This is a genomic window from Pseudomonas sp. LFS074 (genome assembly GCF_047978165.1).
Lineage (GTDB): Bacteria > Pseudomonadota > Gammaproteobacteria > Pseudomonadales > Pseudomonadaceae > Aquipseudomonas > Aquipseudomonas putida_P.
Window position 1 is genome coordinate 827029 of sequence record NZ_JBFPFV010000002.1, and the last position, 23133, is coordinate 850161.

Genomic DNA, 23133 nt, shown 5'->3' on the forward strand with positions numbered 1-23133 from the left:
GGCTGCCAGCGTGAGCTTGATTGCAGATGCTGAGTTCGTGGACCTCTATCTTGGCCATGATTTTGCCGATGTGAAGGGGCTGGCAGGTCAGCCCCGCAAGGCCGCCGCTCCTCCGGAGTGGTTGACCGAGATCCAGGAACTGAGGGCGCGGTGTCTGCATCAGTACGAGACAACACGTGAGCCTGAATTCGCCCTCGTGTTAGAGGATCGCGTGCTCTTGCGAGTGACGTACAACCTGGACGTCTTCACTAAGCCGTTTTTTGTGCTGAATCGGTCAAGAGCAACCATCATCCCTCTCGAGGATCTTGGGTTACCGGACCATATTTACGAGTGCCTGCTCGCCGAAGAAACCCGGGGCCTGGTGTACTTCGCTGGTGAGATGGGCACCGGCAAGACCAGCAGTGCTGCCTCGGCGGTGAAGGCCCGCCTGACATCACGCGGCGGCCTGGGCCTGACTGTAGAAGACCCGCCGGAAACGCTCCTCCAAGGCGAACATGGCTCTGGCCGCTGCATCCAGTTGCCGGTTTCCCGTATGCAAGGCGGCTATTCAGAAACGCTGATACGCGCTCTTCGAACTCGCGCTGACCTCATCCTGGTCGGTGAAGTTCGAGACACGGCCACTGCCGCTGAAGTCATCAAAGCATCCATCAATGGCCATCTCATTTTCTCCACTGGGCACGGCGGCAGCATCGGGAGCTCCATCCAGCGCCTGGCTGTACTTGCCGAGCCCATCATGCCGAATGCCCTGGAGGTGCTCTCACAGGGGCTGACTGTGGTCATTCACCAAACCCTCCTCCGTCCAGACCACGGACAGCCGCGACTCACACTCCAAACGCTGTCACTGACCCTGGATGACGCGCCGTCCATCCGCGAGAAGATCCGCAGCGGACATCTTCAGATGATCGAGCAAGACATCGTCACCCAATCGAACAGGAGTCTCTGGCATGGCCAGTAAACGCGGGCAGGCTGGATTTTTTACCATTGATGGCCTGTTCGGCCTGATAGTGATGAGCATCATGCTGTCTCTCGCGGGTTGGTGGATGCTCAATTACGGCAACCAGCAGGACTACCGGATCGCCGCGGAACACCAGCGGACTGTCGCTGACGCTTTTGCCAAGTACCTCAAGGACAACTACTCCGTGGTGCTCAGCAATGCTGGCCCGACTACGCCTGTCCAGGTCACCGTAGACATGATGCAAAACACCAAATATCTGCCGGCGGGCTTCAGCTCGACCAATAGCTTCGGCCAGACCATCGTCGGCCTGGCCAGGCGCCTCAACGCTAACCAGCTCGAGGCCATTGTGGTGACCACCGGTGGCCAGGTCATCCCGGAACTCGGCATTCGGACCATCGCTGAGCATCTTGGCGGGCCGGGCGGATTCATATCGTCACTCAAGCCCGGAGTCATCCAGGGTGTGCGAGGTGGATGGGAAGTGGCGCTCAGCAACTACGGCATCAACCCTGGGCAGGGACATACCGCGAGCGCGCTCTTCTTGATGGACGGCGAGCTGGCCAACGACTACCTCTACCGCAACGCTGTCCCAGGCCACCCTGAATACAACCGGATGAACACCGCGATCGATATGGGTGGCAACGACATCAACAATGCCCGCGCGGTCACCGCGACGAGCGACATCACCAGTAAGGACGGCTGGTTCAGAAGCCAGAACGACACTGGGTGGGTGAACGAGAAGTGGGGGGGCGGCATCTACCAAGCTGATGCAGACTGGGTCAGGGTTCTTAACGACAAGGGCCTGTTGACAGGCGGAAAAATCCGCGGCGGGACACTGCAGGCGGACGGACGTGTGACAGTTGGGGAGTATCTGGATATCGAGAGCACCGCTGTTGAAGGACAGGCGTGCCCGAAGATCGGCATCCAGTCGAAAAACAACCTGGGCGCGCCCCTTACCTGCCAGTGCCTCACACCTTCTTGCCAATCCGGGGTGTGGACAGCCGCCGGCTCGGGCGAGCTTGGCGGATGGCAAATCGGCATTAACGGCAATACTGGGTACAGCGGCACCGGTAGCGTAACGGGTAGTCTGTTTTCTGGAACCATCAAGTGTCGGTCCAATGTATGCGGTGGTTTCGGATACGTGTTCTGTGGCAGTAGCGTCAGCTGTGCTGTGGCGAATGCAGGGGTCCTTACCCATTACAATTTCTATGGGTACACGGTTGGGGTTAAAGACCTACCAATAACCTCATCGATAAGGGAGTGGTGAGATGAATAGTTTGGATTTTCTCGTTTTCATCAAGGCCACTATTTCCAGCTTGAGCTCACAGCATGCTCTTCTTGAGCAGTTGGCGACCAAAGAACACTCTGAGGCTGTTGCAGAGTCTGCTAAAGCATTAGAGACTTTGCGACAGATTTCTCGAGGCTTGGCCGATTCCGACCAAATTTCGTCACTAGACCAACACTTGAACAACTTATTAAAACTACAAGGCCAGGCAAGCAGTTCGACGTAACGCATAACCATCTTGCCAATCCGGGGTGTGGCGTTCAGCTGGCGGTGGAAAGGTTCTTACTGGATTTATCACCCACGGCCAGCAAATCCCTCTTCCAAGCGGCAGTACCCAAGATAGCTGTACTTGGTCGGCTTCCGATGCGTCAAACCCTCACCCTGCCCCGAGACCCGATTATGCTGGCGGTAATTACGCTTACGCTGATAGCAATCGGATCGTAACCTGTGGCTTCTATGACAAAGGTGCATTCAACCCAGGCGGTGCATGTAGCTATGTGATCGCATGTAACTAGACGCCTGAAGCTGCTACTAGGATCGCACGCATCGCGCGTACATACTTTGCCCTCTTGGGTATGAGCTATCAGCAGTTGATAGATACCAGAAACCATCAGCCCCTATGTAAATCTTCCCCCAATAACTATCGTAGTTATTCAAAGAAGCCATGCTGATCAGGGTGGGAAAGCAGAATCCTTCAGTGCTCGCAATCATGCGGACTGTTTGTTGGTAGCCGGCAATGTATTCGGCGGTCAGCTCAAATTTTGCTGCAGCCTGCCGCCACGCACCGGATTGGCAAACCTGTTAAGGCTTGCTGCAAGAGTAAGTTAGGCATGGATTACAGCCACCTATCTGGACACCTCCGATCAGGTTTGGAACCAGTCCCGTCGGGCAGCTATATCCACCGGTAAATCTATTCACGTACTGCCCGGTTATCCCAGTCATAAAGCCAGAACCTACACCATCTGCAGAACCGCCCGATTTCCACACCCCGGATTGGCAAACCTATTGGACACAAAAGAATGGAACTGCTGCTCCACCTGAAGCTATATCTAAGGCTGCGTCACTGAGGCGGAAAGTGAAGGCCGCTGCCGAGCCCCATTCACTAGTCCAGTAATAGACTCCATTATTGAGCCCCATTGATCTCAAAATGTGCATTTCCGACAGGCTTGCCAAATGCCATTTCTCACCCTTGGAACCGCAAACTTGGTTGGCGGCATACCAGGTGTTTGCTGGACTAACTTCATGTTTAAGTTTTCTATCACCACTGCCAGCCCACACCCCGGATTGGCAAGATGGTTACTTTTGGCAAACGTGATACCAATAGTATGGAGTTGCACCTGCGTAACTGAAACCTGTGAGGTTTGAGGAAAATCCCAACGGACAACTACATGCACCTGTTTGGGGGTTGGCAATACCACATCCTGATTCGGTCATTGACCCAACTCCTGTATATGCTCCCCCAAACCTTGCCGACACTGCTTTCCAAGCACCGGATTGGCAAAATAGGATTGCCCCAAGATGCCCAATCCACAAGGCCTGGGCAATCTCAAGACATCACCTAATCACCGCAAAAAAGTGTGAGCCCCATCTGAGGGGCAATTCTGGCTCAACGGGTCGAGCATGATTATTTCGCCCTCGTTAACCTGCTCCAGATACTGATCAGGAGCTGGAATAGGCTCCTTGTCCCTTAACGACACCATCAGATGACGTAGCAGCGCATCTTCCGCCACTCGCTTTGCCAACTCTGCAGTACCCCCAGCGCCTTGTACACCATCGAAGTCGAGCACCCGCACGGTGACGCCGCTGGGTGTTTCCGAAACGACAGCAGGATACGGCACCAGGTGATTGATGATCACCTGCTGGCCACGGTGCTTGTTCCCCTCAAGCTTTTTCACCAATCGGGACGCTTTCAAGTGGGTGTACCTCTTCAACATCGCCAGGCTCTTGTGACCACTGATCGCAGCAATTTCCATAATGTCGAGTGTGCCGAGCTCGAAGAGGCGCGAGCAGGCTTCATGCCGGAGGTCGTGGAAATGAAGGTCCTTGATGTCCAGCCGTTGCAGCATGATGCGCCAGGCCGACTTCAACCCATTAGCGGTATAGCCAAACACCTTGCCCTTCGTCCGTGCCCCGAGCTGGATCAACGCATCACGAGCTTTGAGGCTCAGGGGCACATCCCTCTTCGATCCGTTCTTGGTATCGGGGAGGTGCGCAATTCGCCGCTGTAGGCTGATGTGCTCCCACTCAAGCTTCAACAGTTCCCCCTGGCGCATAGCTGTCTCGATCGCCAGCACAACCAGGACATAGAGGTCTGGTGTGGGATGCGCATGGCAATAACGCATGATCTGGCGCTCCTCGCGGGCAGTTAGTCGCCGATCTCGGCCAGGTGCTGCTTTCGGTTTGCGTACGTTCGAGACCGGGTTCGACTCGCACACCCCCCACTCGATCCGGCCAATGTCGAACACGTTCGACAGCAGCGACATTTCCAGGCGCACCGTAGATGGTGATATGGGTAAACCCGTTTTAGGGTTGGTCTGCAAGAGACGCTCGTCGCGGAGACTAGCGATATCAGGGCTTCGAAAATCACGCATGTTCTTGTCGGCATACTTCGACTTAAGCAGACTTGAGATACGGTAACTCTCTTGTACAAAGCCTTTCTTTAGTACGGAGACTTTCTGTCGATAAAGGGTCAGGCCTTCAGCGAGCGTCATGTCCTGGGTCATTCAACTCTTCCAGTTTGGCCTGCAGCAGCCTGGCCAGCTGGTCGAATTGGATTTCCAATGCGCAGCAAAGGTTGAAAACGGTATCCAGGGTTGGAGATTTGTGGCCACGCTCAAGCAGACTGATGTACGACCTATCTACACCAGCTTCGAAGCTCAGCTTTTCTTGCGAGATGCCCCGAGCAGTGCGCAGCTCGGCCAGCACCATGCCGAATGCATGATTGTGCTTTTTCGAAGAGTCTGGTTGTAATTCCAAAAGTCCAACCCGAGATCACGAGATCAAAGGTCAGAATTTTCGGGTTGTTGACTATAATCGTCAGCGGACTATAGTCCACAACGCTCATCCCCCAGGATTTCCTCATGTACATCTACTGGATCGCTATGACCCTGCTGATCGTGGCAGGAGGCATCTTCACTCAGGTGCAGCACACCGATGAGGCCGTGACTGAGCAGGCCACGATCGATGCCCTCAGCCGGAGTATGTTGATCTACCGCTCGGCCGCAGCAGAGTATGCCCGGACCAACCCTGGGTTCACTGGAGCACCGACGGACTCATCCCTGAACCTTCCAAGCTGGTACACCAAGCAAAGCGGGATCGCCACATACATCGTGAGTGGTGTGTCCTACACCTACATCGCGGGAACGGTTCCTGCCGGCCTGCCGGCTGCACTGACCGAGCGCACTGAGTCCGCCACCGTTGGTGTGAAGAGGTCTGGCCAGTTGTTCTCACCGAAGGTGGGTAACATGGCCATAGCCGTTCCAGCGCCCGTCCCAGAGGGGGCAGTCGTTGCGGTCTATTGACAGTTGACGCCTCGCGAAAAAGCCTACGAGCCTTGCATCCCGGCCATGGTACAACCCATAATGACATCAGTTTTGGTTCAACCCCGCTGGCTACTGACGGTCATCAGTAGCGCCCAGGTGTTGTGGTTCGCCTCAACACCAAACCGTAAGCACGCTATAGCTCCGGGAAGGGCGTGCGGATCTGGTTGAAAGCTCTCCCTGTGTCTCCCTGCTCTCTCTAGTCGCGCAGCCGTCTAACTCGTGATGATCGAGTTCACAGGCACATAGAGTTTCAAGAGGTTCGGTGCTTCTTTGATCCAAGGGCCACATTGGTAATGTGGCCCCTCCTCTTTCCTTCCCCTTGGGTAGCCTGATGGACTTGTCGAAGGTCCATGAGGCTACCCAATGGGTACTCTCTCCTTTGCCGGTGGCCCGCCGGCGATAAGCCGGGCTCCTTTTGTGCGCGGATGCGTGCCTCATGTTTGCTGGCCAAAGCCACGAGAATGGCCAGGTGATGAGAGTCGAAACGATCAATGCCCAGGGATCGACGATTCCGACACAGGTGGCTCCTTCAACTTTTTTTTTCAACCACGGCTGGGTCACCTTTCAAGGGCTGATCCAGCCGGACTTCTCCCTCCATCTCTCCCCCCTTTCCCCCTCCGCTTGACACAACCCTTCCCCGCTCCGATTATTAAGCCGTGATCTGCTGACGTCGTCAGCAACATGCCCCATGCAGCTCGGATCCGTAATGCTGCAGCACGAAGTCTGTGTGATCCACCAGCCCAAGGTCGTTTAGCTTCTGGTAGCACGACCGGTCGACCTCCGTCGATAGAAGCTCCTTCCGCAAACCCAGCGGGGAATACATTTCCCCGTTAGGGACAGTGTTTTCTCCGCATTTTTTAACCGCAGGAGAAACACCATGACCGCAATGTCCGCACCCTCCATCGGCTTCCGTTTTGGCTACGCGCTCGGCACCCTCACCCGTGAGTTCCTGCGCGCCATGAAACGTCCAGCCCCAGTAGTCCCAGCACATGTTCGGCCTGTTGTACAACTCGCGAACATAGCACCCACCCGCAGCGACTGGGATGAGCTTTGCCGCATTCCAACCCTCGCACGCCGCGGTGTTGATCTGAACCAGTGGTTCGAAAACAACACCAAAGCGGTACCACCGACCAAGCGCCGTACCCGTCAGCGCAAGCCGAGCAAACCCAAAGCATCAGAGCTGCGTATGGGCCCGCTGAACGACCTCATAGCTCCAGTTGCGATCTAACTCCCTCCAACCTCACCCAGTGCCAGGCACCCCACCTGGCAAGGTGAGGGCCTGGCGATCAAAGGAACGCCATGGTTTCAAAAAAACGTGCCGCTGTGGCAGACGACCTTCGCAAGATCGGAACGACGGCCGTTGCCGCCGCCCTCGTAGGTATCTTCCTCAGCACTAGCCGTCTCCTGACCGCTTTCGCCCTCGTGGTAGGTGTTGTAATCTGGATCACAGGCATTTACCTCACCCCGGAGGAATGACATGAGCCAAACCACATTCGGCATCCTCATGTTCACCGCCCTGCTCGTCATCTGCGTCGGCATGGCAGTTTGGGCCGATTGGCCTAATATCAAACGCCGGTGCCAGAAGATTCTTCGAGCACATTGATCATCGATTTTCCCTACTTAACCCTCCACCTGGAGGGTTTTTTTCTTTCAGGGCTTGACAATGTGTTTCTCCGTTTCCATCCTTGTGACCGTGAGCTGCTGACGTCGTCAGTAACCCAAGCCCGAGCAGTCATGATCTGAAAGACTGCTACACCCACTGCGGTGTTGATCTCCCCAAAATCGCCAAGCTTCCGGAAGCGCGATTGATCAATCGAGAGATTGATGGAAGCCCACCCAACTTGCTACATCCCAACCCACGCGGGGAATACTTTCCCCCATGGGCGAAGTGTTTCTCCGCTTTCGCTATTGAAACTGGAGAATCACCATGAGCAACCAATCCAACGAAGCCAAATTCTTCGACCTGCACACCACTGGCATCGGCTACCTCAACCGTATCCGTGAAGTAAGCCCCCGCAAGGGCAAGCCCTTCACCTGTGTCACCGTTGCAGCTTTGCACGGCGCGACTGATAAAGCCGAGTATTCCTACATCGACTGCAACGTTGTCGGTGCTGAGGCAGAATCGCTGGTTAAACGCTGCCAGCAGGCCGTTGAAGCCAAAAAGAAGGTGCTCGTCTCCTTCCGAATCGGCGACATCTGGGCTGACGCTTTCACCTATGATAAAGGCGACAAGAAGGGCCAGGCCGGCGCAAGCCTCAAAGGCCGTCTGCTCTTCATCGGCTGGATCAAAGTTGACGGCAAGCTGGTTTACGAAGCGAAGCCGAAAAATGCCACCCCGCCCACTGACAATCAGGGACAACCTGGTGTTGATCAAACGTTGAATCAGGAACAACCTGAGCAACCCGTGAATCAGGGACAGCCAGTCGCCGACCAATTCGGTGAGCAACTCGACCCTGTCCTCGGTAATGATCTTCCCAAGGAAGCCAACCAGGCTGCATAACCCCTATCAAGGCGCTGATTTCAGCGCCTTCATATTCTGCCAAGGAGGCAGTCATGAAAATCCTGTTCGCGTTGAACCTTCTAATCCTGGTCGCCGCTGTAATCCTCGGCGACATTGTTTTCGGTGCCTGCGCTTTCATTGGGCTGAGCGGTTTCGCGATTAACGTGCTCAACCGCAAAGCCAGCACAGTCCCGACTGCGCTCCCCCACTGATCACTAACCTGATTCCTACCCAATAGGGGACGACGATCCCCTTCGGGAGGCGTTTTCCTCACAAAGGACTTCGCCATGCCCTACTGCATCACTGTCGCTGGAGATATTCAGCAGTGCTTCCCTGACTTCGCTACCGCGCGCTCAGATATTCAGGAGCTGCGTAACCAGGGTCAGAAACCTAGGCTGTACTACTCGACCTCATTCGCGCATCTGGGCTGTGAGATCGATGATAACGGGGTGCGAATCCCAGACTACACGAACATGCAGTGGTGCGATTACGCCAAGCTGCTTCCTCACTTCGCCTCATCCTGGTCAATCACGGATGATGAACTGTCAAATGACAGATATCGTCTTGTTGATGTCTATGCGCAACTCAGCGGCCGTGAATACCATCTAGCTGACATGGCCTATGCCCGAGGCGAGATAACTCCCAAGGATCTTCGGGTTAATACATGCCTTATCAGGGTCATACAGGGTCTTATGGATCCGAATGATCTGTAGCATTTCACTTAACCGTATCGGGAACATCACCCGATCTGGCTGATGATCCTCAATGGAGAGACATCATGCCTCCGCTGAACTTCGAGCGAAATTTCGAACTCCTCTACGTACCAATCGATGCGACGTATGCCATCGTGCTGTAACAACCAGACATCCTTCGGCTGCGCTCTTATAAACCTTATCGGGTACATCACCCGAGCGGGTTGGTGACCCCCTCATCGGAGAATCACCATGTCTGAAGCCACCCAAGTCTTCAATGGCGTCATGTTCATCACCAATCCCTTCGAGAAACGAGTTGCCGGGGCCTTCATCCGCGTAGACGTGCTTGAGCGGCGGTTCGCGGACTCAATCAAAGCTAGCTCGAACCTCGCCCTGGATCGCTGTGGCCAACACTTCGAACTGTACGAGATGAGCCTGCTCACTACGCTGCGCGATCAGTATGCAGCTCTCACCTTTCCTCACGACCAGTTGTTCAAACGTGAGGCAGAACGGCAAGGCTTCCAGCTCGATGATGAGCACTACCGCGCTGTACAGGAAGCTAGTTCCAACCTCTGGGAAGAGATCTACGAAGACATGATCTGACCCACCCTGTATCACCAGTCCTCCACCCCGAAGGGTATCCCTTCGGGGGGACTTTCAAAGCAGACACCTGGCAACTGTGAGGCCTCAGCCTACAGTCCGGGAAACGAATTCCGTATTGGTTCACTGTCGTTGACAGTGCCTCCCGGAGCCAGGGTTTAAGGCTCCAGCGCGTTGCGCCAACCCACCCAAGATCGCCGAGCACTCGGCAGCGCGATCGCATCACCCAGTGATGGAGTGCCTTCTACATTACCTACCTGCGGGGATCTCATCCTCGCGGACGAGGCCTCGCTTTATTTGGAGACCTCATATGTCGTTTTCCCCCGCCTCATCCGAGGCATACCTCACCCTTCCTGTAGTCTTGGACAACCCGGCTTGGATGCGGGCGGTCTATCTCGAAAACCCCATGCGGGTGGCCGAGATGAGCCAACGCCTCGCCACTGTCGTCCAGGCGGCGTGGCAAGAGCTCAAGCAGCAGCCTCAGGCCAGTGCTCTGTCCTTCGGTGTGTACACGAAGCGCCACACCGGCCGCGACCGTGACTGGGTCGCCCTCATGTTGCAAATCGTGACCCCCGAGGACGAGCCATCCTACATCCAGATCCAGCTGCAGCACACTGCAGACCCCGCCTGACACAGCCATTTTTACTCACCCAGAGGGGTCACCCTCTGGGGTGGCTTCTCTCAACCAGGAGCACGCCACATGGCACAATCACCCAACCCATTCCACATCGCTACCGGCGATCACCCTGTACCTCATCCTTGCTACAGCCAAGCGTTCGAGATCGCCTCGGCACACTTGCCCGAGGAGGACTGGGAGGAGCTGCAGGCACTCGTAGAAACTGCTGATACAGCTCTGCTTCATTTCGAGTGCTTCACCCTGCCCGACAGTGACGCCATCGGCTTCAAACTTCTCAGTACGCCCTGGACCGACCAACATCTGGGACAGCACTGGGGGTACGACCTGTCGACACTTCAAGCTCTGCAAGCCGCCGAGGGTTTCAGCGAGGAGACCATCCAAGTGCTCACCCTTGCCGCTCAGGCTGAAGTGAGGTTCCTGGTCATCGACCCCAACAGCAACGTTCTCTACGGTCTGCCTCTGTTCGACTACTGATCACCTTCCACCTCGCGGGGAGCACCCGCTGGTGTTCCCCATGCCTTACGGGGAGCGCACATGATCTCCATCACCGGCCAGTTGGCCATCCGCACCATCTCCGGTCGACTCGGGCTCTTCAACGTCGGCCGCCTCAGTACCTCGATCGGTGAGTTCACCATCAAGGATGCTCTCCTGGATCAGTACCAGGAGGGTAAATACCGAGGTGACTTCGCAATCAAGCAGATTCGACCTTCGTACTACTCGCACGGCGGTCGACTCGTTGTTGAGATCAGGGCTGAACTTGAGGGCATGACCCTGGAGGATGTCACAGGTCTCAGTCGCGAGGACGAAGAACACCTGCCAACAAACGTCCCTGACCCTCTTGAAGAGGACGGGCCACCATCCACACCGATACCGCCACGTCGGACTCCAAATACACCGGCGCGACGGCCCCAAACTGATGCCTTCGCCTCGGATGAGCCCTTCGGGATGAGTCCAACGGCACCACCAAGCACGAACGACATCGATGCCGAGCTGTTTGGCACGGTGTGGCCACTGGGCGAAACCGTGAGGCTCGACACTACCGTTGACCGACAACGGCTTCGCGCCCAATGCACCCGACTGGACCAGCTCGGTTTCACCATGGACTTCAAAACTCAAACCTGGACCAGGGCCTCGCTTTAAAGCGCCCTGCCACACCACTGCCGTGGTCAACCTGAACCACGCACCCTGAGGGGCCTCCTCGGGGGGCTCCATTCTCTACCTGGAGCACCACCATGAACGCCATCTTCAGCAACTTGAGCAAACAAACCCTCGCGAACATCGAGGACCAGCTGTCCAACAACGAGGTGTCGACTGACGAGGAGCTCGTCGACCTGTTCATCGAGGAGTTGGAGCTCACACTGGACCAGGCGGAGGCCGCTATCCGCCTGCGTGACCAGTATCGCATCCAGATTTTCCTTGCTGGTCACGGGCCACTGCACAATGAGAAACCCGTGGTGTTCGATCCAGACACCAGGACCTTCAACTAACCACCAGACCACCCCGGGGGGCTTCCGCCCTCTGGGACGGACGCCTCCACTACGGAGGCCATCATGCACCCATCCCCCTTGTTCCAGATCGAAGAATGCCCGGACCTGTACGTCGACGCCTGTGTGTGCGACGAGCAACGCAACCTGGTGTTCATGTCGGCCTGGGGTCGTGACACCGCACTGCAGGAGTTTCTGGCCAGGCTCACACTTGGCCGAGAAGAGAATGGCATCGAGCAGTTCCACATTCTCGTCGACGGGCGGAGCATTCCCGTTTTCCCTAACCATGACCTACTGGAAAAGCGCACCACACGGCAATTCCGCGGCACCCTATTCGGCAGCATGTTGCACCTCTGGCTGTTCGATCGGCGCGCTTCGGTGCCCGACCAAGCCAATCACTTCGCTTTTGCCCTCCTGGAGCGCAATGAAGCCCCTCACCAACGGCTTTGGCCACTGGTGATCGAGACCTGCCCGCTTCCCCTTCTCCCCCACTGGCACGAGCCCGTGATGGAAGTCCTCACCCAGCACCGCATGCTGACTGCCCTACCCGGGGCGATCGGCAACGTCTGCGCCTGGCGGCTCGCTCTTCAGCTCGACGTGCTCGAGCCCTCCCTCGGAGAGCTGATCCGTCGCGGCGAACTCACTATCGAAGCTCAGGCGTAGGCCTGGGCTCACCTATGACTCAAGGAACGCTTATGGCCCTTATGTTTCCGCGCCTGGCGCGCAACTTTGCCCGCAACGGCTACTACCCCACCGATGAGATCACGCTCGAACGCACGCTGCAGGCGCTCACTCCCGCCACCTCGGGCAGGATGAGGATCTGCGACCCCTGCGCCGGCGAGGGTGTTGCCCTTGCTGAAGCAGCTCACCTCCTGGGCCGCGACCAGGTCCAAGCATTCGCCGTCGAGTACGATCGCGAACGCGCGGATCACGCGCGTGGCCTGCTCGATCGGGTGCTGCACAGCGACCTCTTCGACACCTTGATCAGCCGCCAGTCGTTCGGCTTGCTCTGGCTCAACCCACCCTACGGTGACCTCGTCGCGGATCACTCCGGTGCATCCCAGTACCAAGGCAGCGGCCGCCGGCGCTTGGAGAAAGCTTTTTATCAACGCTGCCTCCCGCTTCTGCAGTACGGCGGCGTCATGGTGCTCATCGTTCCTCACTACGTGCTGGACGACGAGTTCACTGGATGGCTGAGCAACCACTTCACCGAAATGCGTGTATACGGTGCTGCAGACCCCACCTTCAAACAGGTGGTGATCTTCGGCATCCGTGTACGTCGGCAGGACCTGGCCCGGGTTTCCACCAACCAGGTGAGGTCTCGCCTGCAGGCGATCGGCGCCGGCCAGGAGCAAGCTGAGGAGATCCCAGCCAACTGGACATGGGAGCCGTACCTCGTCCCGTCAGCTGCTAGCGAGCTGGAGCACTTCTACCGCATTACCCTGGAGCCGGAGCAATTCGCCTCCGAGATCCTGCGGTTGCGGGGCCTCTGGCCAGACTTCAACTTGCACTTCGGGAAAACCGGGCTTCAACCCCGAGCCCCTGTCCGCGAGCTTTCACGCTGGCACCTCGCACTGGCCCTGGCCGCCGGCGCAATCTCCGGTGTTGTACGTTCGAAGTCGGGGCGGACCTTGGTCGTGAAGGGTGATACCTACAAGGACAAGGTGCGCAAGACCGAATTCACTGAGGACGAGAAGGGTAACGTCTCAGAAGTCAGGATCCTCACCGACCGGTTCATTCCGATCATCCGCGCCTGGGAAATGACACCTTCCTCGGTGAACCACGGCCAGGTGCTGATCATCAGTTCCTCACCGGCGAGCAACGACGAAACGCCTGCAACCGACCAGTCAGTTGCAACGCCGCTGTTCAACCCGGGGCAGATCATGATGACCGCTGCTGTCAGCCATCTGGTCGAAACCGGGCAGCTCAACCCTACTCCCGCGCTGAAACGCCATCTTGCTGGCGACTGGGGTGAGCTATGCGATGACGATCGATCCTCCAATCAGCTCGCGCTTACCCATGGAGACCGTTTGTTCTCAAGCTACGACATCGACGCCGGCGACGAGTCCAGGCTCTGGATCATCACCGAAGCCGACCGCAGCTCCACTACCCTGCTACTTCCCAGCGACTACTGACCAGCGCCACAACAGCTCCCCACCCCACACCAACCCACAGGGTATGTCCATACCCGTCTGGGTTTGTGCATGCCCTGTTTTCCCTGCAGGAGATGCACATGAACGCACTGACCCAGGCGGCCGCCTCGGCCAACTCCCCCCTGAATATCAACCTGACCGATTTCATCGACGAGTTCGGCGACGAGCTCTTGGAATCTCTCAACCGCTCCAACCCTCCGGTCTACACCGGCAGCATTAACGAACAGCGGCAGGCCGTGATGGCGAACCTCAAGCGAACGCCATTCGTGGCGCAAGCTGAGGTTGTCCAAGCTATTGCGGCGCTACTGCTCGATCGCAACGAGCAAGCCGCGATCATCAACGCCGAGATGGGTACCGGGAAGACGATGATGGCCATCGCTGTCGCTGCAGTGATGCATGCATCAGGCTACCGTCGGACACTCGTCATCTCACCGCCCCACCTGGTCTACAAGTGGCGACGTGAGATCCTGGAAACCACGCCAGACGCCCGCGTCTGGGTACTCAACGGCCCGGACACGCTGGTCAAGCTGCTCAAGCTGCGTGACCAGTCGGGGCAAACCTACGACGGCCGGCCGGAGTTCTTCATTCTCGGCCGAGTCAGGATGCGGATGGGTTTCCACTGGCGACTCGCCTGCTGGAAACGGCGTACTGCAGGTGGCCAGCTGCTGGCAGCATGTCCAGATTGTGGCCAGGTCCTCGAGGACCTGGAGGGCAACCTGGTCACCGTGGACGAATTCGAGCGCGGTGATCGCCGTCGCAACTGCACGGCCTGCAACGCTGCCCTCTGGACGCTTATGCGCCCAGGCAAAGCCGATGGTGGGGACCGACGCTCGACGATCCTGAAGTCGATGTGCCGGATACCGACGATCGGCCCGGTCCGGGCGGACCGGCTGCTGAACGACTTCGGCGAGGACTTTCTGGCCTCGATGCTGGTGGACAACGTCTCAGAGTTCATCAACTTGATGGACGCGAAAGGCAACTTCGTCTTCAGCGACCGCCAGGCCAAACGCATGGAGCGGGCGATGGCCAACATCGAGTTCGGATTCGGCGAAGGCGGCTACCAGCCGACAGAGTTCATCAAGCGCTACTTACCCGATGGCTTCTTCGACCTGCTGGTTGTCGACGAGGGGCATGAGTACAAGAACAGCGGCTCGGCCCAAGGCCAGGCCATGGGAGTGTTGGCCGCGAAGGCGCGTAAAACCTTGCTCCTCACCGGGACCTTGATGGGGGGCTACGCCGACGACCTGTTCTACCTCCTGTTCCGCATCCTCACCCAGCGCATGATCGAGGACGGCTACCGACCCAACGCACGCGGCAGCATGGCGCCTGCAGCCATGTCGTTCATGCGCGATCACGGCGTGCTCAAGGACATCTACACCGAGCGCGATGGCGATTCGCACAAGACCGCCAAGGGCAAGAAGCTGTCGGTACGCACCGTGAAGGCCCCAGGCTTCGGCCCTAAAGGCATCCACCGGTTCGTGCTGCCATTCACCGTGTTCCTGAAACTCAAGGATATCGGCGGCAATGTGCTGCCCAGCTACCAGGAGGAATTCATCGACGTGCCCATGGCGCCGGAGCAGGCCTCGGCCTACCTGCGCTTGGCGGCCACGTTGACAGCTGAACTCCGCCAGGCTCTGGCCCGGAGAGACACCACCCTTCTGGGAGTGGTGCTCAATGTGCTGTTGGCCTGGCCGGATTGCTGCTTCCGATCGGAGATGGTCAAACATCCTCGCACCCGAGACACGCTAGCCTTTGTGCCGGCGCTCTTCGGCGACGATGAACTGATGCCCAAGGAGCAGGCGCTGCTGAACCTATGCCTCGAGGAGAAAGCGAAAGGCCGCAAGGTCCTTGCATACACCGTCTACAGCGGGACGCGCGATACCACGTCCAGGCTGAAGAAGGTCCTCGAGCAGGCCGGTCTGCGCGTTGCGGTACTGCGGGCCACGGTTGAAACGGCTCGGCGCGAGGACTGGATCCTCGACCAGGTCGACCGCGGTATCGACGTGCTGCTCACCAACCCGGAGCTGGTCAAGACCGGGCTGGACCTGCTGGACTTCCCAACCATCGCGTTCCTGCAGACGGGGTACAACGTGTACACCCTACAGCAAGCCGCGCGGCGGTCGTGGAGGATTGGGCAGAAACATCCGGTCCGCGTGATTTTCTTCGGCTACGCCGGCAGCTCGCAGATTACCTGCCTGCAACTGATGGCCAAGAAGATCGCGGTGGCGCAGAGCACTTCGGGCGATGTACCGGAATCCGGGCTCGACTCACTGAACCAGGATGGGGACTCTGTTGAAATGGCTCTTGCTAGACAGCTTATAGCTACATGAAAAAAGGGCCACCAATCGGTGGCCTTTTTCCCTGAATGCTATTACTCCGATTCGTAACCGAAGCCACGACAAATCTCCCACACTGCGAGAAACGGAGTTAACATCTGATAACCAAACATCACTTCTTGTTGGCCAGTTTCATATAGATAACAAACATATTCAGTATACACTTCCCTCAAGAGCCCAGTAGTATGCGCCTCCAAATTGTGTGTAAATACCGCATCCACCATACTCGTCTTGAACCCATACCAATCCGGCAGTCCAGTTTCGACATGTATTGATCGCGAATCATTCAGAAGGCAGAACTCCAGCTGATCGCGGACGGCTCGAATCAAACGACCGGTAAAGTCACTTTCCATCGTCTCAAGCCAGTTAAAGCGCTGACCGTCTTTGGTTAGCTGGTTATAAATTAACTGAACTTCAGTCAGCCTCCCGGGTGCAGATCTTCCCCCTATCTCATCATCCTCAGCATACGTTCTCACCGAAGAAAATGGATTCATTGCCGCCACAACAATCATATTAGGATAGGGGAATAGACCCGCGATCTCGCTCCACTTCTGAGAGGCATAAACTATAGAATGGAACCCTTTGGACTCTAAAACCTGCGCAATAGAGTTGCTTATTTGATTCAGCGCATCTTTTGCGTACTGCGGAGGCTCGCTATATTCAGAGTCTATCCAGCCTTTAATCAGCGGAAACGACATGGTCACACAGGTCATGGAGTGATCATTGAATACGTTATTCTCGAACCATTTGTAGTAATTCTCATCAGGGTAAAATACATTAAGACAATAGCGCCCATCCTGACAAGAAGGAATAAGAGATACAATGTTCTTCTTATTCAGCAATAGCTCTTGAACGTATGCATCCTTTACCGTTCTGGTCTCCATCGGCGCAACCAACACAGTGGTGATTGCCGTCTCGTTAACTCCAGGAAATATCGAGCAGAAGTGATTTGCATAGGCTAAGAGTTCAGTAAAAGCTTGGCGTTCGGTTTGCTGCGACTTTTTCAACTCGATGATAGTGATGCCCGTAGACTCTGAGCACCCAAAAAGATCCACGCGAGTCGGATGAGGACCATTTTTTTCAAGCCGTAGCTCCTTAGCCGTTAAGACCAATTCTTCCAGCTGATCCAGAATTTCATTTATGGCACGTTCAACCTTTCGGCGTAGCAAGAAATGAAGCGGTGGAAATTCTTCGCCGTACCACTCCACCGGCTCCCTCCGCCCTGCAATCAAAGAGGAAAAATCTTCTCTATGGTTATTGAATATATAATCCCTGAATGCATTCTCACTTATATTCAGCATAGCAACCTCTTCGATGTAGTCAAAGCGGCGGGCTAACGGAAGAATAGACTGGCGTACTGCGATCGCAAGCTTCACCAGTTAGCTCCTCAACCATCCGATTTTTGGCATCTACCCAGCCTTGGAATACTGTACTACGCTCGTGAATCAAAGGGTGATTTGCGATTGAGGCCGCTATTAAATACGCGATGGCCTGCCCTGCCTCAACGCAGACAAACAAGGCGTGGTTGACTTGCCAGCTATTTTCTCCGTACACGCTAGTAAGCTCAAACCCATGCAAACCTTCTCCAACCGACCCGGAGTCAGACAGATGACCAATCACAGACTTGGTGTTAGGGTGCGCACCAAAATCTATTGAGGCCTCGTAATACCCCCAGACATAATCGGCCATCACCGGATCACTGCACTTTAAAATATCCACAGCTTTTTTAGCAGTAAATACATTCCGACACCTCTTTACAGCATTATCCGACGAATGTCTTTCAAGCCAAACATCAGCCTTGGTAGCGTCATTTGCTATGAGATAAGCGTAACAGGCAGACTCTAACGCAGCTCTAACTATTGGAAAAACGCAAACAACATGCCCAGACAAGGCCTCTCTAATCCCAGCCAGAAGCATGGTATATGCATTTATCATAAGCAAGTTTGCTGTCGGCTCTTGTGAGAGCGGAATAGAGAAAATCTCATCGTGAAAAATATCATCCATCTCAGCAATCAAATGCATGAGCTCAGGGGCTTCATTTGCGTGAGCCTGGGTATTTTCCAGTGTGGCAACCAAGTAATCGCGGACCCTACCAACCTTTATTTTCAATCGATCACCTTGCATATTTACAGATATGTGTATTTTGTCCGACTTTACCCAAAACGGTTAAACCGGTTTTATCAGCTCCGGCCCCTGATTGCGAACATTCCCGACCTGTTTGCTCACTGGGAACCATTGAAAGTCGGTACTATGCCGGCAGCCTGTTTGGACTATTTCTGCCAGCCGTTCAGTTGTTATGCCTGGATCAATCCATTCTCGGGCAAGCTCAGGAGTAAGCACTAACGGCTTACGATCATGGATATCCACCAAACCTTCATCAGCCGCAGCAGTCACGATAACGAAGCCACTGCGTTCATCTGGTTCCAGCCCTGGATGAACCTCGGCCAACGCCGCGAAAAACAATGACCTACCGTCCGCCGCTTGGATGTAGTAAGGCTGCTTGCGCTTCGGATCTGCAACATCGGGTATCCACTCGAACCACCCATTGGCCGGCGCCAAGGCTCGGCCATTCGGCCAAAGCGACTTGAAGAACTTCCCTGTCATCACCGTCTCGGCCCGCGCATTGATCGGGTCGACCCTCTTCCCCTTCGCCCAGAAAGGCGACCATCCCCACTTCACCCGATCGACGTTCAGTCCTCCCGGGGCGGGCCTTATCACCTCCACGCGAGTAGAAGGCGCCACGTTGTAACGGTTGATCCGCTCATGGTCATATCCGTTGATGACCACCAGATCGAGGGCCAACTGCCGCAGGTAGTCGTCCATGCTCTCGTAGATCGAGTACCTCCCACACATACCCACCTCGCTCGTTTGTCGGCTGCCAGGCATCCGCGCATTGACGTAGGAACGCTCTGACAGTTTACTGTATAAATATACAGATATCCTTTTGAGTTGATCTGCCATGACCATCACCTTCCTGGGCGCGCCGACGGGCGGCCTTATGCTGCTGCCGGTGTACTCCTTCCGTGTGCCGGCCGGGTTCCCTTCGCCAGCGGCGGATCACCTGGAGCGTCACATCTCCCTCGACGAGCTGTTCGACCTGCGTGCACCTCACGTGTATCTGGTGCAGGTGGAGGGCGACAGCATGCAGGGCGCCGGGATCTTCTCGGGCGATCTTCTCATCGTAGACCGCAGTAGGGAGGCCGAGCACGGCGATATCGTGATCGCCGCGATCAACACCGAGCCCGTCTGCAAACGCCTTTATGGGGACGATAGAGAATTCGGAAAAAATCGTACGCTAAGCTTCGCGAGTTCTTGTAACCAATTCATTGTTTTTTCAATGGATGAAAGAAAATGGCGAAAGCTATTTGACAAACAAATCGGGATCTTATAACTTACCTACCAAGTAGTCGGTAGATGAAATAAAGCCATGAAACTCAATTCAGATCTTTCGCAGCGTGTTGTCGTCGAGCCTTCAAGCTTACAGTGGGTCGATTCGCCAGCGACCGGGATTCAACGCCAGTTACTGGAGCGTGATGGCGACGAAGTGGCGCGTGCCACCTCGATCGTGCGATACGCGCCGGGCTCCGCTTTTGAAAATCATAAGCACGACTTGGGCGAGGAGATTCTGGTCCTGGACGGCGAATTCAGCGACGAATCCGGGACCTTCGGGCCTGGGACTTACATCAAGAATCCACCAGGTTCTTCGCATGCACCGAGCTCCGCGACGGGTTGCACGTTGTTCGTCAAGCTGCGCCATCTTGATCTAGCCGACAGCCAACGCACCGTGGTCGACACCCGTAACGGCCCCTGGTTTCCAGGCCTCGTGCCGGGTCTGTCGGTGATGCCACTTTCTGAGTTCGACACACAACATACGGCTTTGGTGCGCTGGGCCCCGGGGACACGATTCAATTCGCATCGTCACTACGGCGGTGAAGAAATCTATGTGTTGGAAGGCGTCTTTGAGGATGAGTTCGGAAGCTACCCTACCGGCACATGGATGCGCAGTCCGCATTTGAGTGCTCACCGTCCCTTCAGCAATACAGGCTGCACCATCCTGGTCAAGACAGGCCACCTGCCAGTCGCCGAATCAAATGAGGCGCTTGCATGAAGCATTTCTCCGAAATCTCGCCGACCGCCGAGCGGGTGGTCGATGCCGCTGAAGGGTTGGTACAGCAGCACGGCTACAACGGCTTCTCATACGACGACGTGGCCCAGTTGGTAGGCATCAAAAAACCAAGTATCCACCACCACTTTCCCAAGAAGGGTGAACTCGTGGCCGTGGTCGCACAGCGCTACACGCACCGGTTTCGTGAGGAGTTGCTGAGCATCGAAGGGCAGCATGCGAAAGCGCCTGACAGGCTAACTGCGTATGCGGCACTTTTCGAACGCACCTTCGCCAAGGACCGGCGCCTTTGTGTCTGCGGCATGTTGGGTGCCGAGTCGGACTCGCTGCCGGACGCCGTTGTGAGCGAGGTCGAGCGATTCTTTAAAGTCAATCTCGACTGGTTGACTCTTGTCGTTGCCGATGGTCAGCGTGCCGCGCTGATCACCTCGAATTCCACCCCAGAGGCTCTCGCAGAGGCATTCTTGTGCGCGTTGGAAGGCTCGATGATGGTGGGCCGTGGCATGCGGTCGTCACGCGGACCGGCCGAAGTTGGAAACACTTTTCTTTCCACCGTGTTGACCTGAGGTCGGCACTTTTTTTGCAACACAACCCTACCATTTAGTTGGTAGTTAAGGAGATTATTATGAGTACTGAATTTAATGGCAAGAAGTTGTTGGTCATCGGCGGCACTAGCGGGATGGGACTGCAAACTGCCCGCATGGTTCTTGAGCAAGGCGGAAGCGTCGTCATCGTCGGTCACCGTGAAGACAAGGCCGAAGAGGCCCGCAAGGCGCTGTCGTCGTTGGGCACCGTGACCGCCCTGACTGCCGATCTCTCGCGAGCCGAAGATGTGAAGCGACTCCTGCATACCATCGATGAACACCACAAGGACATCAATCTTCTGGTCAACGCGGCTGGGGTGTTCTTCCCGAAGGCGTTTCTTGAGCACACGGAAAGTGATTACGAACAATATTTGACGTTGAATAAAGCGTTCTTCTTCATCACACAAAAAGTCGTGGCCAATCTCGTGGCCAGCGAGCGTCCCGGCGCCATTGTGAACATCGGCTCGATGTGGGGCAAGCAGGCGATTGCGGCTACGCCGTCGTCCGCGTATTCGATGGCAAAAGCAGGTTTGCATTCGCTGACCCAGCACCTTGCGATGGAGCTGGCATCCAAACAAATCAGGGTCAATGCCGTTTCTCCGGCGGTTGTCGAAACGCCGATTTACGAGGGATTCATACCCAAGGCCGAGGTTCATGGCGCCTTACAGGGATTCAACAGCTTCCACCCAATCGGCAGGGTTGGGACGCCACAAGACGTCGCCGAGGTCATCCTCTTCCTGTTGTCGGACAAGGCAGCATGGGTGACGGGCGCAATCTGGGACGTTGACGGCGGCGTGATGGCCGGGCGTAACACATAATGGGGGAACGAGAAATGAACACAAACATTAAAGGAACTCCCGGCAACGGGATCAACGTCGGCGCATTGCGTGAGTTTGCAGATCAGGTCGCAGCAAAGCCCGCCGCAGGCATCGCGACGTTCGGCGTCGTGACAACCTGGGAGGGTGGCACCCGGACGCGTGCGCGAACCATGCCGCTCGTACTAGGTGACACGGCCTTGGCGCGCGGCTTTGTCATCGACGCGGACGAACCGGCAGAATTGCTCGGTACCGACACGGCCGCTAATCCACAAGAATTGATCCTGGCTGCGTTGAACGCATGCATGACTGCAACCTACGCGGCAAATGCGGCGGCAATGAACATCGAGTTGCAATCGCTGACTATCCGCACGAAGGGAAGCCTCGATCTGAGAGGTTTTCTTGGAATCGATCCTGGGATCAATCCAGGGTACGACCAGGTCGAGTATGAGGTCGAAATGGAGTCGTCGGCGGATTCGGCGGCGCTGAAAGCATTGCACGCGCAGGTGCAGCGAACATCGCCGAATTACCACAACTTCGCGAGAGCCATTGATCTCAAGGCCAAGCTGACCATTCTCCAATGATCGAGTCAGTGTTTCCCGTGGTTGGCTGACGGGAGGCCAAACCAGATGCGCTATGACGGAAGGTTCAACCTTCCGTCATCACGTTCTCTGGAATACGCAGTGTCAATTTGAGGTATACCCTAACTGGATGTCAGGCAGGGCCGCGCCGCTTAGTCAGAATAGAGTCATCTTTCGCATTTTTGACACATGCCTGCGAAGGTCATAGATTTCAGCCTGACAGAAACGGGGTTTGAGGCACAACGGAACAGAAGGAGCACTTAAGCCGCCTTCAACCAAGGAGACATCGTGCAGGGGCACCGCATCGGCTACGTCCGGGTCAGCAGCTTCGACCAGAACCCGGAACGCCAGCTGGAACAGACACAGGTGAGCAAGGTGTTCACCGACAAGGCATCGGGCAAGGACACCCAGCGCCCCCAGCTCGAAGCGCTGCTGAGCTTCGTCCGCGAAGGCGATACAGTGGTGGTGCACAGCATGGACCGGCTGGCCCGCAACCTCGATGACCTGCGTCGCTTGGTACAGAAGCTGACTCAACGCGGCGTGCGCATCGAGTTCCTGAAGGAGGGCCTGGTGTTCACTGGCGAGGACTCGCCGATGGCCAACCTGATGCTGTCGGTGATGGGGGCCTTCGCTGAGTTCGAGCGCGCCCTGATCCGCGAGCGGCAGCGTGAGGGCATCACCTTGGCCAAGCAGCGTGGCGCGTACCGGGGCCGCAAGAAAGCCCTGTCCGATGAGCAGGCTGCTACCCTGCGGCAGCGAGCGACGGCCGGCGAGCCCAAGGCGCAGCTTGCCCGCGAGTTCAACATCAGCCGGGAAACCCTCTACCAGTACCTCCGCACGGACGACTGA

28 protein-coding genes are annotated in these 23133 nt (G+C 56.4%); 23 read left to right on the forward strand and 5 right to left on the reverse strand.

Annotation, left to right across the window (positions count from 1 at the left end):
• Positions 1–10 precede the first annotated feature (10 nt).
• From ACNQP3_RS21875 to ACNQP3_RS21885, 3 genes are read left to right on the forward strand one after another with little or no spacing between them, the layout of a single operon-like run.
• A complete protein-coding gene (locus ACNQP3_RS21875) occupies positions 11–955 on the forward strand; it encodes an ATPase, T2SS/T4P/T4SS family (RefSeq protein WP_023628938.1) in 945 nt (314 codons plus the stop codon).
• Positions 945–2219 carry a shufflon system plasmid conjugative transfer pilus tip adhesin PilV gene (pilV, locus tag ACNQP3_RS21880; RefSeq protein ID WP_103446247.1) on the forward strand — a complete coding sequence of 425 codons (1275 nt, stop codon included), beginning with the start codon at positions 945–947 and terminating at the stop codon, positions 2217–2219. Before ACNQP3_RS21875 ends, pilV begins: the two co-directional genes overlap by 11 nt.
• A gap of 1 nt (position 2220) precedes the next feature.
• A complete protein-coding gene (locus ACNQP3_RS21885; RefSeq protein WP_038705588.1) occupies positions 2221–2463 on the forward strand; it encodes a hypothetical protein in 243 nt (80 codons plus the stop codon).
• Positions 2464–3799: 1336 nt separating this feature from the next.
• Here ACNQP3_RS21885 and ACNQP3_RS21890 read toward each other — a convergent pair.
• Both ACNQP3_RS21890 and ACNQP3_RS21895 read right to left on the reverse strand, forming a co-directional pair.
• Positions 3800–4960, reverse strand: coding sequence for a tyrosine-type recombinase/integrase (locus ACNQP3_RS21890; protein ID WP_028692968.1), 1161 nt, complete (start codon positions 4958–4960; stop codon positions 3800–3802).
• Positions 4935–5213 carry a helix-turn-helix domain-containing protein gene (locus ACNQP3_RS21895; RefSeq protein ID WP_230852927.1) on the reverse strand — a complete coding sequence of 93 codons (279 nt, stop codon included), beginning with the start codon at positions 5211–5213 and terminating at the stop codon, positions 4935–4937. The genes ACNQP3_RS21890 and ACNQP3_RS21895 overlap by 26 nt, the downstream gene beginning before the upstream one ends.
• A gap of 104 nt (positions 5214–5317) precedes the next feature.
• Here ACNQP3_RS21895 and pilM point away from each other — a divergent pair, with 104 nt between their 5' ends.
• The 14 genes from pilM to ACNQP3_RS21965 all read left to right on the forward strand — a co-directional run bounded on the left by pilM (position 5318) and on the right by ACNQP3_RS21965 (position 16175).
• Positions 5318–5758: a type IV pilus biogenesis protein PilM gene (gene pilM / locus ACNQP3_RS21900; RefSeq protein WP_023629574.1), complete on the forward strand. Its 441-nt coding sequence runs from the start codon at positions 5318–5320 to the stop codon at positions 5756–5758.
• Between the two features lie 898 nt (positions 5759–6656).
• Positions 6657–7007, forward strand: coding sequence for a hypothetical protein (locus tag ACNQP3_RS21905; protein WP_023629572.1), 351 nt, complete (start codon positions 6657–6659; stop codon positions 7005–7007).
• Between the two features lie 249 nt (positions 7008–7256).
• Complete coding sequence (locus ACNQP3_RS21910; RefSeq protein ID WP_023629570.1) at positions 7257–7382, forward strand: hypothetical protein; 126 nt, start codon at positions 7257–7259, stop codon at positions 7380–7382.
• A 324-nt stretch (positions 7383–7706) separates the two neighbouring features.
• A complete protein-coding gene (locus ACNQP3_RS21915) occupies positions 7707–8279 on the forward strand; it encodes an STY4534 family ICE replication protein (RefSeq protein WP_028692967.1) in 573 nt (190 codons plus the stop codon).
• Positions 8280–8332: 53 nt separating this feature from the next.
• Positions 8333–8491 carry a hypothetical protein gene (locus ACNQP3_RS21920; protein ID WP_023629568.1) on the forward strand — a complete coding sequence of 53 codons (159 nt, stop codon included), beginning with the start codon at positions 8333–8335 and terminating at the stop codon, positions 8489–8491.
• Between the two features lie 75 nt (positions 8492–8566).
• Positions 8567–8992 (forward strand): hypothetical protein, encoded by a 426-nt coding sequence (locus tag ACNQP3_RS21925; protein WP_023629567.1) that lies wholly within the window; start codon positions 8567–8569, stop codon positions 8990–8992.
• A 231-nt stretch (positions 8993–9223) separates the two neighbouring features.
• Entirely contained in the window at positions 9224–9574 is a 351-nt protein-coding gene (locus tag ACNQP3_RS21930; protein ID WP_023629565.1) for a hypothetical protein, read from the forward strand.
• Positions 9575–9881: 307 nt separating this feature from the next.
• A complete protein-coding gene (locus tag ACNQP3_RS21935) occupies positions 9882–10202 on the forward strand; it encodes a hypothetical protein (protein ID WP_031314724.1) in 321 nt (106 codons plus the stop codon).
• A 69-nt stretch (positions 10203–10271) separates the two neighbouring features.
• On the forward strand, positions 10272–10682 hold the full coding sequence (locus tag ACNQP3_RS21940) for a hypothetical protein (RefSeq protein ID WP_023629564.1): 411 nt from the start codon (positions 10272–10274) through the stop codon (positions 10680–10682).
• Between the two features lie 60 nt (positions 10683–10742).
• The gene (locus tag ACNQP3_RS21945; protein ID WP_023629563.1) at positions 10743–11348 is read left to right on the forward strand and encodes a DUF3275 family protein; all 606 of its coding nucleotides are present in this window, start codon (positions 10743–10745) and stop codon (positions 11346–11348) included.
• A 92-nt stretch (positions 11349–11440) separates the two neighbouring features.
• Positions 11441–11695 carry a hypothetical protein gene (locus ACNQP3_RS21950; RefSeq protein WP_023629562.1) on the forward strand — a complete coding sequence of 85 codons (255 nt, stop codon included), beginning with the start codon at positions 11441–11443 and terminating at the stop codon, positions 11693–11695.
• 63 nt (positions 11696–11758) lie between these two features.
• Positions 11759–12355: a hypothetical protein gene (locus tag ACNQP3_RS21955; protein ID WP_023629561.1), complete on the forward strand. Its 597-nt coding sequence runs from the start codon at positions 11759–11761 to the stop codon at positions 12353–12355.
• Positions 12356–12387: 32 nt separating this feature from the next.
• The gene (locus tag ACNQP3_RS21960) at positions 12388–13827 is read left to right on the forward strand and encodes a DUF6094 domain-containing protein (RefSeq protein WP_023629560.1); all 1440 of its coding nucleotides are present in this window, start codon (positions 12388–12390) and stop codon (positions 13825–13827) included.
• 98 nt (positions 13828–13925) lie between these two features.
• Entirely contained in the window at positions 13926–16175 is a 2250-nt protein-coding gene (locus ACNQP3_RS21965; RefSeq protein ID WP_028692964.1) for an SNF2-related protein, read from the forward strand.
• A 41-nt stretch (positions 16176–16216) separates the two neighbouring features.
• Here the strand turns inward: ACNQP3_RS21965 and ACNQP3_RS21970 are convergent, their stop codons facing one another.
• The 3 genes from ACNQP3_RS21970 to ACNQP3_RS21980 are packed head-to-tail and all read right to left on the reverse strand — an operon-like array spanning position 16217 to position 19034.
• Positions 16217–17557, reverse strand: coding sequence for a hypothetical protein (locus tag ACNQP3_RS21970; protein WP_028692963.1), 1341 nt, complete (start codon positions 17555–17557; stop codon positions 16217–16219).
• Entirely contained in the window at positions 17502–18290 is a 789-nt protein-coding gene (locus ACNQP3_RS21975; RefSeq protein ID WP_081011201.1) for a hypothetical protein, read from the reverse strand. The genes ACNQP3_RS21970 and ACNQP3_RS21975 overlap by 56 nt, the downstream gene beginning before the upstream one ends.
• 57 nt (positions 18291–18347) lie before the next feature.
• The gene (locus tag ACNQP3_RS21980; protein ID WP_028692962.1) at positions 18348–19034 is read right to left on the reverse strand and encodes an SOS response-associated peptidase family protein; all 687 of its coding nucleotides are present in this window, start codon (positions 19032–19034) and stop codon (positions 18348–18350) included.
• A 106-nt stretch (positions 19035–19140) separates the two neighbouring features.
• Between ACNQP3_RS21980 and ACNQP3_RS21985 the strand changes: the two genes are divergently transcribed.
• The 6 genes from ACNQP3_RS21985 to ACNQP3_RS22010 all read left to right on the forward strand — a co-directional run bounded on the left by ACNQP3_RS21985 (position 19141) and on the right by ACNQP3_RS22010 (position 23133).
• Positions 19141–19572 (forward strand): LexA family protein, encoded by a 432-nt coding sequence (locus tag ACNQP3_RS21985; RefSeq protein ID WP_232881378.1) that lies wholly within the window; start codon positions 19141–19143, stop codon positions 19570–19572.
• Positions 19573–19608: 36 nt separating this feature from the next.
• On the forward strand, positions 19609–20289 hold the full coding sequence (locus ACNQP3_RS21990) for a cupin domain-containing protein (protein WP_004574802.1): 681 nt from the start codon (positions 19609–19611) through the stop codon (positions 20287–20289).
• On the forward strand, positions 20286–20870 hold the full coding sequence (locus tag ACNQP3_RS21995; protein ID WP_004574803.1) for a TetR/AcrR family transcriptional regulator: 585 nt from the start codon (positions 20286–20288) through the stop codon (positions 20868–20870). The genes ACNQP3_RS21990 and ACNQP3_RS21995 overlap by 4 nt, the downstream gene beginning before the upstream one ends.
• A 59-nt stretch (positions 20871–20929) precedes the next feature.
• Positions 20930–21706, forward strand: coding sequence for an SDR family NAD(P)-dependent oxidoreductase (locus ACNQP3_RS22000; protein WP_004574804.1), 777 nt, complete (start codon positions 20930–20932; stop codon positions 21704–21706).
• A 14-nt stretch (positions 21707–21720) separates the two neighbouring features.
• Positions 21721–22287: an OsmC family protein gene (locus tag ACNQP3_RS22005; protein ID WP_004574805.1), complete on the forward strand. Its 567-nt coding sequence runs from the start codon at positions 21721–21723 to the stop codon at positions 22285–22287.
• Between the two features lie 285 nt (positions 22288–22572).
• Entirely contained in the window at positions 22573–23133 is a 561-nt protein-coding gene (locus ACNQP3_RS22010) for a recombinase family protein (protein ID WP_010921730.1), read from the forward strand.